The 17,980-nt window shown below is 48.2% G+C and carries 3 protein-coding genes; all 3 read right to left on the bottom strand.

Going from position 1 to position 17,980, the window contains the following annotated elements:
• Window positions 1-17 precede the first annotated feature (17 nt).
• Entirely contained in the window at window positions 18-5,027 is a 5,010-nt protein-coding gene (locus ACO6V5_RS01840) for a hypothetical protein (protein ID WP_422409602.1), read from the bottom strand.
• A gap of 86 nt (window positions 5,028-5,113) precedes the next feature.
• Window positions 5,114-11,425 (bottom strand): hypothetical protein, encoded by a 6,312-nt coding sequence (locus ACO6V5_RS01845; protein ID WP_422441914.1) that lies wholly within the window; start codon window positions 11,423-11,425, stop codon window positions 5,114-5,116.
• Window positions 11,426-11,506: 81 nt separating this feature from the next.
• Window positions 11,507-17,824, bottom strand: a complete 6,318-nt coding sequence (locus ACO6V5_RS01850; RefSeq protein ID WP_422441912.1) for a hypothetical protein — start codon at window positions 17,822-17,824, stop codon at window positions 11,507-11,509.
• Between the last annotated feature and the right edge of the window lie 156 nt (window positions 17,825-17,980).

The raw sequence follows: 17,980 nt of genomic DNA on the forward strand, positions 1-17,980 counted from the left end.
TTAATGGTTCATAGCTGTCAGTGGGTCATGGTTGCAGATAGAGATCCCGATTGAGGGGCATTGCTCTTGTCATGACCGTGAACTTTCTGATCATCGCCCTTTTGCCATCTGTAAAAGGCTCCAAGAGTGTAGAAGTAAGGAATACTTTCTGCATGGGAGAACGACCATCCAGGCAAATTTTCCCTGAAGTATTTCTCCCAGCCATTCTCAAACAGTTTCATGGTGCGATCCCGGCGTTCGCGGAACTGCAGGTAATTTTCGTGTCGCGTCCAGCCATACAGGGTGTTGTTTGCTTTAACATGGCTTGCATAGGCTGCATCGGTTTCATCGAAGCGTTGGGGTCTGGCAATCGTTGTACGTTTCACATAGTTATCTGTCGTTTCCCCGACACCTGTCCAGCGATTAATCTTGTCAAGACTGCGACCCAGAGGTCCGCCCAGCCATTGAGTGAGCATCTTGTTGTCGTTCATAAAGAAGTCGAAAGCGAGACTCGACGCCAGCGCGAATCCGAAGGTTTGGGCATAAGTGAATCCGGATATAAGACCGTAGGCGTATGCTCCGACCGTGGCTACCGGACCTAGCATCAGACTGGCTGTGGCCGAGGTCAGCGTTTTCAATTTTTGTGGCGTCGCCCGGTGCAGCAGCGGTACCTGAACCCCTTGTCCGGAAACCATGGATTTCACTAGTTCGGGCAACAGACGGGAAATGCTGCGATACATTTGAGGGTTGGCGTTGTGTTGTCTTGCAAAGAGCATGGCGCCGGTTCTCAGCAGAATGACTGAAGAAGCGGCCTTGCCCAATGGCATGGCCAGTCCGCCCACTTCAGACACTTTTTCAATTCCGCTGTGGTAGGCATATTGCCCGGTTCGGTCAGGATCAACACCGAAGCCTTCCAGCCAGTGCTGGAAAGGTATGAGCATCCGGTGCAGGTAATCACCCCGGTTGGTCAGATCCAGAAGATAAAGGAAGGACATGTTCAAGAGAGACTGCTCGGCAGCCTGCAGTGTGGTGTGGGTTACCAGCAGAGGTTTGTAGCTGGAGAAGTACCAGGTGACAGCCTGTACCAGAAAGGCTGAAGGTTTGCCCCAGTAGTCATTGAGCTGCTGCTCAACCGCTGCGGCATGAGCCTGCATCAAGGTGCCATGGATAGCCTTGATCAGTTCTGATTCAGAGAGTCCGGCAGCATTGGCATAAGGTGTCAGGGTATCCTGAATATTGGTCAGAAAGGCTGCCGTCCTGCGGCCATTGTCAAAGGCAATATCGTCAAGAAAATAGTTGGCGATGACCGCTGCTGCGTATTCTTTCATGCCGGCAACCGACTCTTTCATAGCTGCCGGGCCAGAAGCGGTTACGGGCACAGGAGTAAAGACACTCTGCATGAATTCATCAGCCCCCTTATCGGACAGCGTCTGGACAACCTTCCTGAACTCGGGCAACCTGACGCCGTGTTCGTAGCCAAGAAAGTGCTCAAATTCATCCACTGTCTGATAACCTTCAGCACCTCTGACAGCCTTTATGTAGTTCTCAAGTTCAACCTTGCTGATCAGGCCTTCACGCAGCAGACTTATGATCTTGTTACCAATGGCAGAATGGGTAGCGAAGTATTCCGGGAAGCTTTTCAGGTCCTCTGATTGATGCTGAATGAAGTGAACGGCTGTTTTGCTCATGCTGCGAATTTCGTCGTCGTATTGTCGAGCCCCTTTTTTCATCCCATGCCTGGCCTTGCGCACAAGCCTGAAGATTTCTTTCAGATCATTTCCGAGCAGAGCTTCGACAGGCTCTACAGAGGATTCCGGGAAGGTCGTCTTCAGGCTCTTGAAAACTTCCACAATCCGACTGGCCTGTTTAAGCGTCAGTTTGTCTCCGACCATTGCCTGCAAGTGATTCGGTGCAAATTCATCGTCAAAATCGAAAATCGGAAGGTAGGATATTGTCTTACCGTTTTCTGCTGCTAATTCTGCCAGACCCATCGCCGTTTCCAGAGCTTGTTTTCTGAGAGAGTTTTGCTTTACGAAGGCGTCCATATCGGTCCGAACTTTTGCCTGTTGCGGCGAATACTGGAAGGGACCCCCGTCATGTTTGACGGCCCGCTCAGCCGCCTTCAGGACTTCCTTCAGTCTCTCAATGTCTGCTTTCTTGATTTCAATTTCATCTTCCAGATAGGCCTGTTCCTGAACCAGATGCCGGATCTTGCCGTCAGTACCATCACCCCCACCCGTGGCTTGAGTGTATTTTTTCCTGGTTAAGAGCAGTTCACCCTCGACTTCATGGGATTCGTCCCGACCATGGGCATTTGTGTAATCTTCACTGCTACGAAGCCTGTTCAGCCGGCGATGAAAACCTGCCAGCTCACTTTCAGCTCTTGCTATTAAGAACCTGGCTGTGGCTGCTTCACGGTCAAGTACGTGTCGTGGTTTTGGTCCCAGGCGAGCGATCTGCCTCTCAAGCTCATCATCAATGGCTGCAATACGCTCATTAACGTCAGGCTGACCCGCTTTGAGAATTTCATCATCCAGCTGTTGGAGTTTTGCTGCAATAAGACAGTCCTGGTCGTCGATCCTGGCATCATCTTCATAATCTTTAATGTTGAGTTGATGAGCAATTTTATTGTTACAGATTCTCCTGGCACTCTCATCTTCATAGAGTTCCTCTACTCTATTCCATAATTCCTCAATTCTGTTGCTTAGAGCATATTGCCGGACAGACAGGCTGGCATCGTCTTCAAACTCTACCTCCAGATCACTGGCCAGTTTAGCTGTGAAACTTTTGCCTCTCTCTATAGTATGAGGGTTTTCATGAGGGTCGATATCCAGCTCGTTCTCCAGAACGATAAGACGACTTGCTTGTTGTTCTCTGGCTCGCTGATCCGATTCTTCGATTATATAGTTGAGACGATCACGAACTGTCATGCGTTTGATATCCATTTCCGAAGAGTTCCCTTCCAGATCCTCCCAGTCTGGACAGTCTTCCCGGCAGATCGTCTCGTGCATCCCATCCAGCTCGTCTTTTGAGATATCACCGGCATCAAGCTTTGTAAGAATCCTTTCGAGTCTTGCTGTTTTATAATCACCTTCATTGATCTCGATGTTGAGTAATCTTTCCACACGGTCCAGCATGGAATGGGCCTTTTCTTCTGACTGCTTTCTGGCCTCTCTGATGTCATGATTTATGCCTATAGAAATGAACTGACGAAGGACATACACACTCTGCTTTTGTTTGAAGTATCTACCCCCTTCCAGAGCTATTAATACCCTACGAATTGTCTCCAGTACCTCGGGCATCAGTTTGGGATGGCCGGGTGTTTTGATGTCTTCCAGTTCAATTTTCAGTTTTGAAAGCTCGGAGAGCTTGTCAATTACCTTTGATTCCATACTGGCGCGGTCTTCAAGACGGGTATCTTTGGCTGGATCAATACCAAGAACCACTGCCAGAGTGTCTTTTCTGAGTTGGGTGTAAACATCCTCTATATCGAGCTGATAACTCATTGCCTTAAGTTGTTGACGCAGACCTTCTTCCCAGGCTTTCATTGTCTTAAATGTTTGCAGCAGGTGTTCCTGTTGAGCGTCAACATTGGTATTGCTATCAAAATCCTGAATGTTTAAATGCATGGCAATGGTTGCATAACGAGCTTTTATTTCAGCATCTGTTCTGGAGTCCTCGTGCTGATAGAGTAAAAAATTTTGAACAAAATTATGGTGGGTCAGAAGATTTTTAAGTACAGGTTTGAAGCTAAAGTTTTTTATGAGTTGACACTGCACCCAGATAGGTTTGATGACTGAGGAGGCGTCTCTGATATGCCTTGTCGTGAACTCAAATTCATCGGTTTCATCTGGAGTGGCACTGGCTAATGCCTGCTGAAGAGATTCATAGTAGGTAAGCTTCGACAGTTTATCTTCGTTCAGCTCAGCATCATTTTGTGCAGCCAAATCAGCAGCAAACTCCTCCAGCAGCTCCATTTGCCTGTTTCTAATAACGTACTGATAGCTTTTAACCTTGTCTTTTTTAACCTGTGTACTCTGGTCTTTAAATTTATTCCAGAGATCATAGTGGCTTTCCACAAAGGCAATATCGCTGGGATTCTGTTTCTGACCACGGAAAACAATAATTTCCCCCGAAACCTGATCCACTTCCAGCTTTGGATAACCCGCAGGCAGAGGATAAACCTGTGTCTCATCCTCGACGTGAACAACATAGCCGACGGGTTTTTGATAGGACAACAGCTCGTTCAGAGCTTCCTGTTGTAAATCGTCTTTCAGAACATGAACCTGAGTGTAGGCAGAGGTGGCTGCTGCCAGAAGCGCTTCATCGTTGATAAAGAGCGATTGCTCAAGACGCTGCAACTCGGGAGGCTCATCGCCAGCAGCGACAAGACGCATGAAGGTGCGCCCATTGACTTCAACTTCGTCTACTGCAACGGTGGCCAGGGCGACATAGTTATCAACTTCACCAAGGTTTCCTGCCCTTTCATTGGCACCCTTCAGCAATCTTGCCAGTTGTTCGGGACTGGCGATTTTTGTTAACGTATCTAATAGCGGGATGTCATCAGATTGATTTCGAATAGCTTCAACCGAATCCTGATCGGTCATTCCGTCTCTGACTTCAATGACCAGTTTTTTTTCTGCAAGGTTATGGGTGAACCTGAAGATTCCTTCATTACCGACTTTCAGGATTTTGGTGTACTTCCGGGCAATGTCATTGTCGTTGGTTTCAAACAGATCAACACTGGAAACGCCACCCTCGATGCCAGAAAGAATGTCTGTAAAGCCTTCAGAAGGAATGTCATAGTCCGCCCTGACTTGAGTACGATCAGGGTAAGTGGTTGTAAAAGATTTCGGTATTGGCTGCTGGTCATCACCTAAAGTTGGCTGAACCATGACCTCACCCCGGGTAAACTCCACGGGTTTATTGCCATGAATATCGAAAGACTTTGTCTGTAGCCTGCGATCCGCCAGAGCCTGAGTAGTGATGGCGGAGCTGATTGCAACGACTACAACAAGGCTTAATGCATTGGGGCGAGCATTTATCATTCTACTACCTTAGAGCTGAGTACTTCTATTACCCCGAATTGATAACCAAGCCAAATGAGGAAGCGGCTTTTAATGGCTCATAGCTGTCAGCGAGTCGTGGTTGCAGACAGAGACCCCGATTGAGGGGCATTGCTCCGATCATTACCGTGAACTTTCTGATCATTGTCCTTTGGCCATTTGTTAAAGGCTCCAAAAGTGTAGAAGTAAGGAATACTTTCTGCATGGGAGAACGACCATTTAGGCACATTTTCCCTGAAGTATTTCTCCCAGCTATTCTCAAACAGTTTCATGGTGCGATCCCGGCGTTCGCGAAACTGCAGGTAATTTTCGTGCCGCGTCCAGCCATACAGGGTGCTGTTTGCTTTAACACGGTTTGCGTAGGCTTCATCGTTTTCATTGAAGCGTTGAGGTGTAGCAACTGTCGTACGTTTTACATAGTTATCTTGCGTTTCACCCACGCCCAACCAGCGATTCATCTTGTCAAGACTGCGACCCAGAGGGCCACCCAGCCATTGAGTGAGTATCTTGTTGTCGTTCATAAAAAAGTCGAAAGCGAGACTCGACGCCAGCGCGAATCCGAAGGTTTGGGCATAAGTGAATCCTGATATAAGACCGTGGGCGTATGCTCCGACCGTGGTTACCGGACCCAGCACCAGACCTGCTGTGGCCGAGGCCAGAGTTTTTACTTTTTGTGGTGTCACTCTGTGTAGCAGCGGTACCTGAACCCCTTGTCCGGAACCCATGGATTTCACTATTTCTGGCACCAGACGGGAAATGCTGCGATACATCTGCGGGTTGGCGTTGTGTTGTCTGGCAAAGAGCATGGCGCCGGTTCTCAGCAGAATGACTGAAGAAGCGGCCTTGCCCAATGGCATGGCCAGCCCGCCCACTTCAGAAACTCTTTCAATTCCGCTATGGTAGGCATATTGCCCGGTTCGGTCCGGATCAACACCATAGCCTTCCAGCCAGTGCTGAAAAGGTATGAGCACCCGGTGCAGGTAATCCCCCCGGTTGGTCAGATCCAGAAGATAGAGGAACGACATATTTGCGAGGGACAGCGCCTTAGCCTGCCGGACGGTATGGGTTGCCAGTAGCGGTTTGTAGCTGGAGTAGTACCAGGTGACAGCCTGTACCAGAGAGGCTGAAGGTTTGACCCAGTACTCATTCAGCTGCTGCTCAACAGCTGCGGCATGAGCCTGCATCAAGGTGCCATGGATAGCCTTGATCAGTTCTGATTCAGAGAGCCCGGCAGCATTGGCATAAGGTGTCAGGGTATCCTGAACATTGACCAGAAACGCTGCTGTCCTGCGGCCATTGTCAAAGGCAATATCGTCAAGAACATAGTTGGCGATGACCGCTGCTGCATACTCTTTCATGCCGACAACCGACTCTTTCATAGCTGCCGGGCCAGTTGCAGTCAAAGTCACAGGAATAAAGGCACTTTGCACGAATTCATCAACACCCTTGTCGGACAGCAGCTGGATAACGGCTTTGAAGTGAGGCAGATTGACGCCGTGTTTGTCGCCAAGGAAATGCTCAAATTCGTCCACTGTCTGATAACCATCAATTCCTCTGACGGCGTTTATGTAATTCCCAAGTTCAATCTTGCTGATCAGTCCTTCACGCAGCAGAGCTATGATCTTGTTGCCACTGGCAGAATGGGTTGCGAAGTATTTCGAGAAGTCTTTCAGATCCCCGGGTTCATATTCGACGAAGTGAATGGCTCTTTTGCCCATGCCGCGTATTTCATCGTCGTATTGTTGAGCCCCGGTTTTCATCTCATTTCTGACCCTGTCTGCCAGAGCCTGGACTTGTTCAATGACATTCTGAGGCTGATCTTCTCCAGGCTCAAAAGGGAAGGGTGGGATGCTCGTTTTCAGGCTTTTGAAGACTTCTACAATACGACTGGCCTGGTTAAACGTCAGATCGTCTCCGATCAGAGCCTGCAAGCGAATTGCTGCAAATTCATCGTTAAAATCGAACGTCGCAAGGCAGGGTACTGTTTTACCGCTTTTGACTGCTGATTCAGCCAGGCCCAGTGCAGCATCCAGAGCCTGTTGCCTGAGAGGGTGCTGCTCTGTGAAGGTGTTCATATCGGCCAGAACTTTTACCTGTCTCGGCGTGAACTGGAAGGGGCCGTCGTCATTTTCGACCACTTCCTCTGCAGCCCTCAGGACTTCCTTCATTCTCTCAATGTCTGCTTTCCTGGCTCCAATCTCATCTTGCAGGTGAATCCATTCCTGAACCAGTTGATGATGCTTGCCACCTTTACCATCACGCCCACCCAGTTGCAGCTTTTTGTTTCTCAGAGCATTAATCCGGTGTTCACGGGTGTCAGAAGAGTCCGGTTTGAGGCCCGCAGTTTCTTCAGTGGCGTCAAGACTCGCTTTATGATGATCCAACAGAGCCTTTACTGCTTTTGATACGGCATCATTTGCCTGCTTCGATATTAAGCCCAGCCTCTCCATTTCGTCCATATGCAGGGTTTTAGCTTTCTGATCGATGTCGCCAGAATCGATCATCTCCTTTACTTTACGATCCAGATTCTCTTTTGCATTCCTCTGTTCAAGCCGTGCTTCCCCCAGTTTAATGTTTTTTCTGTAGTGCTCATTCAGGAATTCCACGATTTGACAGTACTTTTTCCTGTTTATAAACACTTCACCCGATACTTCATTGTCTTCGTCCTGACCATCAGAATCTGGAAAGGCTGCCAGGCTGAAAAAGTCTACAGCGCCTGCCACGGAATCGAAGTCACCCTTTATCTGGATGCTCAGACCTGTTTTGGCCTTCAGTTCATTAAGGATTTCACCCCGTCTCTCTGTATTGTATCCCCGCAGGAAGTGCCTGAAGTCCCTCAGTCGCTCCTCAGGGGTTTGTTCGTCAACAGCAGCCAGATCCAACACTATCTGAATTTGTTTCATTGCCTGATTGAGGGCCATGTTCTCTTCATTCGAGAGATCTTGTAGCTCAGCGGGACGCCCCGCAAACAATATGTGTTTGCCACGTATAGTATTCAGCCTGCGTTGAGCGGCTGCCAGTTCACTTTCAGCTTTTTGTATTGTTTGTCTGGCACTGGCCAGCTCGCGATCAAGAACATATCGGGGTTTAGGTCCCAGCCGGGCCATTTGCCAGTCAAGCTCAGCATTAATGGCTGTGATATGCTCATCAATGGTGGCAAAACCTGATTTGAGAACTTCTTCACAAAGCTGTAGGAGTTTTTGTTCAATTAAAATATTCTGGTCGTCTATGCTGGCATCATCTTTATAGGACTCAATGTTGAGTTGATGAGCGATTTCATTGTTTCTGCTTCTTCTGACATCCTCATTATCAAAGGCTTCGTCTACTTCTGCCAGTATTGCCAAAATTTTGTTTTCAAGAACATACTTGTTTTCAGACAGCTGGGCTTTTCTTCTAAGTATTACCCCCAGATCATTGGCCAGTTTAGCAACGAAAGCCGTGCCTCTTTCATTGGCCTCATCGCCTACGAACCCGTAGATGTGCAGTCTGTCCTCTACAATTTTGAGTATCTTTTTCTGTTCTATTATGGTTACTCTTTCTACTTTTTCGACATAAAAGTCAAGACTCCTCTGAAGGTCCTGGAGTTTTGTATTCCCCATTCTGCTCCAGAATGTGATGTCTTCTTTGCGGAGTGAATGCTCTATCTCATCCACCATGGCTTCTGAGACATCACCGCCGTCAAGTTTTGTTCGAACCCTGGCAAGCCTTGCTGTTTTGTCATCTTCATTATTGACTTCGATTTTGAGCATGTCTTCTACTGTTTTCAGCACCTTCAGAGCCACTTCCTCCTGCTGCTGCCTGGCTTTTTTCATACTTGCCTGAATTGCCTCAGAAATGGCGCGACGACGGTAATACACATCTTCCTGACTAATGAGGTCATCCATATCAAGGGCTTTTTCCACGTCAGACAGTTTCTCCAGTACTTCAGGCATGGCTTTGAGGTGGTCTGGTGTTCTGATGTCTTTCAGTTCTTCATCCAAATATTCAAGACTGCGGAACCTCTTATACATTGCTGTTTTCAGGGCCGGGTGTTCTTCCATCGCGCCGTCATCCAGCCTGATACGTAAAATCAGTGCCAGACCATCTTGCTCAACTTTGACGTCAGGTTCTTCCGCACAGCATTGAGCATTCAGTGCCCGGATTTTCTGAAGCAAATGTTGTTGATCTTCGTTGCGGGTATTGCCCTGGGTATTCAGTGACTGAAATCTGTCAAACAGGCTTTTTTGTTGAAGGTTCAGTATATGTTCACCTTGTAATTGAGCGTTCAGTACCTCAATTCTCCGAAGCAGGTGATCGAGTTGAACATCAATATCTGCATTGCTATCAAAATTCTGAAGGTTTAAATGTGCGGCAAGGGTTGCATAGCTGGCTTTGATTTCAGCCTCTGTTCTGGTGTTCTGGTGCTGAAGAGCCAACGGTGTTGTTTCTATAGAGTCTCCCTCAGGCTGTCCTGTTGCCGGTCCTCTTGCCGGTTCTCTTGCCAACACTGCCTGGTTGATTTCATGAATTTTTATACTGATGAGCCTGGTTTGTTTTTCCGGCGGCTGGCTATCATCCCAGTTTTCAATGCCAAGCTCTTCTGCCAGTCGGGCATTGCGGGCTTTTGTGGCTTCCGCTCTGGCATTTCGAAGTTGTTTTTCCAGCTCCGGGATTCGTTCGACTTTCTGCCGATATTCCCGTAACAGGCTTTGCCCTCTTTCCGTTGCGCCACGAAGCTCTCGAAGATCATGCTCAGCCTGATGCTTAAGCTGAAGTACTATGAGCTTTTGCTTTTCAGTGGTACTGGCTTTCCCCAACATGATCTTTAAGTGGTTGTTTACCTGGGTGAGTTTCCATTCTCTTTTCAGCTGGACTGTCAGTTTCTTTTCCCTCTCAATCAGCTGCCTGGCCATATCGCTCAGGACTTTGAAAGTAAAGCGGTCGTTGTCGTAAGAAAGATCGAGCTGTGATTCGTCGACAACGGGTACAAGACCCATAATACCCTCAACAACATTCTGATTACTCAGAAGGTCTCTCAGTTCGGGTTTGAAGCTGAAATGTTTTGTCAGTTGAATCTGCAGCCAGGTTGGCGTGATGGCAGACGAGGCGGCTCTGATGTTTTCCAGTGTGAATTCAAAATCTACTGTCGTAGTTGCCCGATCTTGGCTGGCACTGGCCAATGCCTGCTGGAGATATTCGTAGAATGCAAGCGCAGATGCCGACCGTTTATCTTCGTTTGTCAGCGTCGGCGGTTGACTTTCGCTCACTTCAGCAGCGTGCCGTGCGGCAAGCTCCTCTAACACGGCCATTTGCCTGCTTCGAATAATGTGCTGATAGCTGTTGACCTTAAATCTATTAATCTTTGCTACCAATGCAGGGGCCAGGTTATTGCCCTCAGCTTCTTGCCAGAGGTTGTGGAGCTTTTCTACAAAAGCGCTATCACGGGGATTGAGCTTCTGACCACGAAAAACAATAACCTCTCCCGAAGCTTCTGCGACTTCGAGCTTTGGATAACCCGCAGGTACAGGAGAAACCTGTGCGCCATCCCCGACGTGTACAACGTAGCCGACGGGCTTGCTGTGTGCCAACAGGTCATTAAGAGCCTGCTGTTGTATATCCTTTCCGAAAACATGAACCTGGAAATAGGCAGAGGTGGCCGCTGCCAGAAGAGCCTCGTCATTGACAAACAGTGATTGACCCAGGCTATGCAGTTCAGGGGGCTGGTCGCCTGATGCGATAAGACGCATGAAGGTGCGTCCGTTTACTGCAACTTTTTCTACTTCAATGGTGGCAAGGGCGACGTAGTGGTCACTGGTGCCGAGGTTTCCTGCCATGTCATTCGCCGCTATCAGCAAGTCAGCCAGTTGATGAGGGGTGGCGATTTTCGTTAACGGCTCCATGCCAAATAGCCCGGGATGTTGTGCTTGAACAGCCTTAACTGAATCCTGATCGGTCATTCCGGCTCTGACTTCAATGAACAGTTCCTTTTCTTGAAGGTTATGGGTAAATCTGAAGACTCTCTCATCACCCACTTTCAGGACTTTGGTGTATTTCTGAGCAAGGTTATTTGCGTCTGTTTCAAACAGATCAACAGTGGCAACGCCACCATCAATATTATGAAGAACTTCTGTAAAACTTATAGTGGGAAGGTGCTGGTCCACTCTGTCTCGAACCTGATAAGGGTAGGTGGTTGTAAAGCATTTCGGTATTGGCTGCTGGTCAAGACCCGGAGTTGGTCGAACCATGACGTCACTCTGTGTATATTCGGTATGTTCATCCACCAGAATCTTGACAGATTTTGTCTGCAGCCTGCGATCGGCCAGCGCCTGTGTGCTAACAATGGAAGAGCTGATTGCAATGGCCACTGTAAGAGTTAGTACCTTGGGATGAGCATTTGTCATTCCACTACCTCAGAGCTGAGTACTTTTATTACCCTGGAAAGTGATTGCCGTACCGGGCGAGGAAGCAACTTTTAAAATCGCTCATGGTGATCTTGAGGTTTCAGATGGAAAGCTTGATTGATGGTAATTTCTCTTATCATGACCGTCTTTCTGATCATCGCCCTTTTGCCATTCGTAAAAGACTCCAAGAGTGTAGAAGTAAGGAATACTTTCTGCATGGGAGAACGACCATTTAGGCACATTCTCCCTGAAGTATTTCTCCCAGCCATTCTCAAACAGTTTCATGGTGCGATCACGGCGTTCACGGAACTGCAGGTAATTTTCATGTCGAGTCCAGCCATACAGGGTGCTGTTTGCTTTAATACGGTTTGCGTAGGCTTCATCGTTTTCATTGAAGCGTTGAGGTGTAGAAACTGTCGTACGTTTTACATAGTTATCTTGCCTTTCACCCACGCCCAGCCAGCGATTAATCTTGTCAAGACTGCGACCCAGAGGTCCACCCAGCCATTGAGTGAGCATCTTGTTGTCGTTCATAAAGAAATCGAAAGTGAGACCCGACGCCAGCGCGAACCCGAAGGTTTGGGCATAGGTAAACCCTGATATAAGACCGTGAGCGTATGCTCCGACCGTGGCTACCGGGCCCAGCACCAGACCGGCGGTGGCCGAGGCCAGGGTTTTTACTTTTTGTGGTGTCGCCCTGTGCAGCAGGGGTACTTGAACCCCTTGTCCGGAACCTATGGATTTCACTAGTTCGGGCACCAGACGAGAAATGCTGCGATACCTCTGCGGGTTGGCGTTGTACTGTCGGGCAAACAGCATAGAGCCGGTTCTCAGCAGAATGACGGAGGAAGCGGCTTTACCCAATGGCATGGCCAGCCCGCCCACTTCAGTGACTTGTTCAAGGTCGCTGTGGTAGGCATATTGCCCGGTTCGGCCAAGATCAACACCATAGCCTTCCAGCCAGTGCTGGAAAGGTGTCAGCACCCGATGCAGGTAATCCCCCCGGTTGGTCAGATCCAGAAGATAGAGGAACGACATATTTGCCAGGGACAGCGCGGCAGCCTGCCAGGCGGTACGGGTTGCCAGTAGCGGTTTGTAGCTGGAGAAGTACCAGGTGACAGCCTGTACCAGAGAGGTTGAAGGTTTGACCCAGTACTCATTGAGCTGCTGCTCAACTGCTGCGGCATGAGCCTGTTTCAATGTGCCATGGATAGCCTTGATCAGTTCTGATTCAGAGAGTCCGGCAGCATTGGCATAAGGTGTCAGGGTCTCCTGAACATTGGCCAGAAACGCTGCTGTCCTGCGGCCATTGTCAAAGGCAATATCGTCAAGAACATAGTTGGCGATGACCGCAACGGCGTACTCTTTCATGTCGGCAACCGACTCTTTCATAGCTGCCGGGCCAGTCGCAGTCAAAGTCACAGGAGTAAAGGTACTTTGCACGAATTCATCAACACCCTTGTCGGAAAGCATCTGGATAACGGCTTTGAAGTGAGGCAGATTGATGCCGTGTTTGTAGCCAAGGAAATGTTCAAATTCGTCCACTGTCTGATAACCATCAATTCCTCTGACGGCCTTTATGTAGTTCTCAAGTTCAATCTTGCTGATCAGTCCCTCACGCAGCAGAGCTATGATCTTGTTGCCACTGGTAGAATAGGTTGCCAAATATTCCGAGAAACCTTTCAGATCCCCAGATTCATGTTCGACGAAGTGAATAGCTCTTTTGCCCATGTCGCGTATTTCATCGTCGTATTCCTGAGCCCCGGTTTTCATCTCATTCCTGGCCCTGTCTGCCAGAGCCTGAACTTGTTCAATGACATTCTGAGGCTGATCTTCAACAGGCTCAAAAGGGAAGGGCGGGAAGCTCGTCTTCAGGCTTTTGAAGACTTCTACAATCCGACTGGCCTGATTAAACGTCAGATCGTCTCCGACGAGTGCCTGCAAGCGAATGGGTGCAAATTCATCGTTAAAATCGAACGTCGCAAGGCTGGGTATTGTTTTACCGTTTTTGACTGCTGATTCTGCCAGGCCCAGTGCGGCGTCCAGGGCCTGTTGCCAGAGAGGGTGCTGCTCTGTGAAGGTGTTCATATCGGCCAGAACCTTGACCTGTTTCGGTGAGAACTGGAAGGGACCGCCATCATTTTCCACGGCTTCCTCTGCAGCCCTCAGGACTTCCTTCATTCTCTCAATGTCTGCTTTCCTGGCTCCAATCTCATCTTGCAGGTGAATCCATTCCTGAACCAGTTGATGATGCTTGCCACCTTTACCATCACGCCCACCCAGTTGCAGCTTTTTGTTTCTCAGAGCATTAATCCGGTGTTCACGGGTGTCAGAAGAGTCCGGTTTGAGGCCCGCAGTTTCTTCAGTGGCGTCAAGACTCGCTTTATGATGATCCAACAGAGCCTTTACTGCTTTTGATACGGCATCATTTGCCTGCTTCGATATTAAGCCCAGCCTCTCCATTTCGTCCATATGCAGGGTTTTAGCTTTCTGATCGATGTCGCCAGAATCGATCATCTCCTTTACTTTACGATCCAGATTCTCTTTTGCATTCCTCTGTTCAAGCCGTGCTTCCCCCAGTTTAATGTTTTTTCTGTAGTGCTCATTCAGGAATTCCACGATTTGACAGTACTTTTTCCTGTTTATAAACACTTCACCCGATACTTCATTGTCTTCGTCCTGACCATCAGAATCTGGAAAGGCTGCCAGGCTGAAAAAGTCTACAGCGCCTGCCACGGAATCGAAGTCACCCTTTATCTGGATGCTCAGACCTGTTTTGGCCTTCAGTTCATTAAGGATTTCACCCCGTCTCTCTGTATTGTATCCCCGCAGGAAGTGCCTGAAGTCCCTCAGTCGCTCCTCAGGGGTTTGTTCGTCAACAGCAGCCAGATCCAACACTATCTGAATTTGTTTCATTGCCTGATTGAGGGCCATGTTCTCTTCATTCGAGAGATCTTGTAGCTCAGCGGGACGCCCCGCAAACAATATGTGTTTGCCACGTATAGTATTCAGCCTGCGTTGAGCGGCTGCCAGTTCACTTTCAGCTCTTTGTATTGTTTGTCTGGCGCTGGTTAACTCGCGATCAAGAACATATCGGGGTTTAGGTCCCAGGCGAGCCATTTGCCTGTCAAGCTCAGCATTAATGGCTGTGATATGCTCATCATCGGTGATAACACCTGCCTTGAGAACTTCTTCATAAAGCTCCTGGAGTCTTTCTTTAATTAAAATGTTCTGGTCGTCTATAGCGGCGTCATCTTTATAGGAATCAATGCTGAGTTGATGAGCGATTTCATTGTTTCTGCTTCTTCTGGCATCCTCATTTCTTCTGACATCCGCATTGTCACAGGCTTGGTCTACTTCCGTCATTAATGCCAAAATTTTGTTTTCAAGAACATCCTTGTTTTCAGGCAGGTAGGCTTTCCTTCTAAGTAATACCCCCAAATCATTGGCCAGTTTAGTAACGAAAGCCGTGCCTCTTTCATCAGCCTCTTCGCGTACAAAGTCGAAGATGTGCAGCTTGCCCTCTACAATTTTGAGTGTACTTATCAGTCGTATTCTGGCCACGCTCTTCATCGCTTCGACATAAAAGTCAAGGCTCCTTTGAAGATCCTGAAGTTTTGTGTTCCCTGTTCTGCTCCGGAATGTGATGTCTTCTTTGCGGAGTGAATGCTCTATCTCTTCCACCATGGCTTCTGAGACATCAACGCTGTCAAGTTTTGTTCGAACCCTGGCAAGCCTTGCTGTTTTGTCATCTTCATTATTGACTTCGATGTTGAGCATTTCTTCTACTGCTTTCAGCAATTTCTGAGCCACTTCCTCCTCTCGCTGCCTGACCTTTGCCAGACGTGCCTGAATTGCCTCAGAAATGGCGTGACGACGGTAATACACATCTTCCTGACTAATGAGGTCATCCATATCAAGGGCTTTTTCCACGTCTGACAGTTTCTCAAGTATTACAGGCATGACTTTGGGGTGGCCTGGTGTTCTGATGTCTTTCAGTTCTTCATCTAAATATTCAAGACTGCGGAACCTCTTATACATGGCTGTTTTCAGGGCAGGGTGTTCTTCCATCGTGCTGTCATCCAGCCTGATACCTAAAATCAGTGCCAGACCATCTTGCTCAACTTTGACGTCAGGTTCTTCCGCACAGCATTGAGCATTCAGTGCCCGGATTTTCTGAAGCAAATGTTGTTGATCTTCGTTGCGGGTATTGCCCTGGGTATTCAGTGACTGAAATCTGTCAAACAGGCTTTTTTGTTGAAGGTTCAGTATATGTTCACCTTGTAATTGAGCGTTCAGTACCTCAATTCTCCGAAGCAGGTGATCGAGTTGAACATCAATATCTGCATTGCTATCAAAATTCTGAAGGTTTAAATGTGCGGCAAGGGTTGCATAGCTGGCTTTGATTTCAGCCTCTGTTCTGGTGTTCTGGTGCTGAAGAGCCAACGGTGTTGTTTCTATAGAGTCTCCCTCAGGCCTTCCTGTTGCCGGTCCTCTTGCCAACAATGCCTGGTTGATTTCATGAATTTTTATACTGATGAGTCTGGTTTGTTTTTCTGGCAGCTGGCTATCATCCCAATTTTTAATGCCAAGCTCTTTTGCCAGCCGGGTGTTGCGGGCTTTTGTGGCTTCGGCTCTGGCAGTTCGAATTTGTTTTTCCAGCTCCGGGATTTCGTCGACTTTCTGCCTGAGTTCCCATAACAGGCTTCGCTCTTTGTCCGTTGCGTCATGATGCTCTCGAATATCATGCTCAGACTGATATTTAAGCTGAAGTACTATGAGCTTTTGCTTTTCAATGGCAGTGGCTTTGCCCAACATGATCCTTAAGTGGTTGTTAATCCGGGTGAGTTTGCGTTCCCTTTTCAGCTGGTCAGTCAGTAGGCTTTCCCTCTCAATCAGCTGCCTGGCCATGTTGCTCAGAACTTTGAAAGCAAAGCGGTCGTTGTCGTAAGAAACATCGGGCGGTGATTCGTCGACAACGGGTACAAGACCCATAATATCCTGAACAACATTCTGATTACTCAGAAGGTCTCTCAGTACGGGTTTGAAGCTGAAGTGTTTTGTCAGTTGAATCTGCAGCCAGGTTGGTGTGATGACGGACGAGGCGGCTCTGATCTTTTCAAGTGTGAACTCAAATTCTATTTCCGTGATTGCCCGATCTTTACTGTCACTGTGCAATGCCTGCTGGAAATATTCGTAGAATGCAAGCGCAGATGCCGACAGTTTATCTTCGTTTGTCAGCGTCGGCGGTTGACTTTCGGTCACTTCAGCACCGTGCCGTGCAGCAAACTCCTCTAACACTGCCATCTGCCTGCTTCGAATAACGTGCCGGTAGCTTGTGACCTTAAATACATTAATCTTTGTTGCCAATGCAGGAGCCAGGTTATTGCCCTCGGCTTCTTGCCAGAGGCTGTGGAGCTTTTCTACAAAGGCGGTATCATGGGGATTCAGCTTCTGACCACGAAAAACAATAACCTCCCCCGGAGCTTCTGCGACTTCCAGCTTTGGATAACCCGCAGGTACAGGAGAAACCTGTGCGCCATCCCCGACGAGTACAACATAGCCGACGGGCTTGCTGTGTGCCATCAGTTCATTAAGAGCCTGCTGTTGTATATCCTTTCCGAAAACATGAACCTGGAAATAGGCAGAGGTGGCCGCTGCCAGAAGAGCCTCGTCATTGACAAACAGTGATTGACCCAGACTATGCAGTTCAGGGGGCTGGTCGCCTGATGCGATAAGACGCATGAAGGTGCGCCCGTTCACTTCAACTTTTTCTACTTCAATGGTGGCAAGGGCGACGTAGTGGTCACTGGTGCCGAGGTTTCCTGCCATGTCATTAGCCACTATCAGCAAGTCAGCCAGTTGATGAGGGGTGACGATTTTCGTTAACGGCCCCATGCCAGATAGCCCGGGATATTGTGCTTGAACAGCCTTAACTGAATCCTGATCGGTCATTCCGGCTCTGACTTCAATGAATAATTCCTTTTCATCAAGGCTATGGGTAAATCTGAAGATGCCCTCATCACCCATCTTAAGAACTTTGGTGTATTTCTGAGCAATGTTGTTTTCGTCTGTTTCGAACAGATCAACAGTGGCAACGCTACCATCAATCATACTAAGAACTTCTGTAAAACTTACTGTGGGAAGAGCAAGGTCCACCTTGTTTTGAACCTGATAAGGGTAGGTGGTTGTAAAGCATTTCGGTATTGGCTGCCCGTCAGGCCCGGGAGTTGGTCGAACCATGACTTCACTATGGATATACTCGGCTTGTTCATTGGCCAGAATCTTGACAGATTTTGTCTGCAGCTTACGATCGGCCAGTGCCCGTGTGCCAATAATGGAAGAGCTGATTGCAATGGCCACTGCAAGACTTAATACCTTGGGGTGAGCATTTGTCATTCCACTACCTCAGCGCTGAGTACTTTTATTACCGTGAAAAGTGATTGCCGTAAAGAGTGAGCAAGCAACTTTTAAAATTGCTCATGGTGATCTTGAGGTTTCAGATGGAAAGCTTGATTGATGGTAATTTCTCTTATCATGACCGTCTTTCTGATC

The organism is Endozoicomonas sp. ALD068 (assembly GCF_049310145.1).
GTDB lineage: Bacteria > Pseudomonadota > Gammaproteobacteria > Pseudomonadales > Endozoicomonadaceae > Endozoicomonas_A.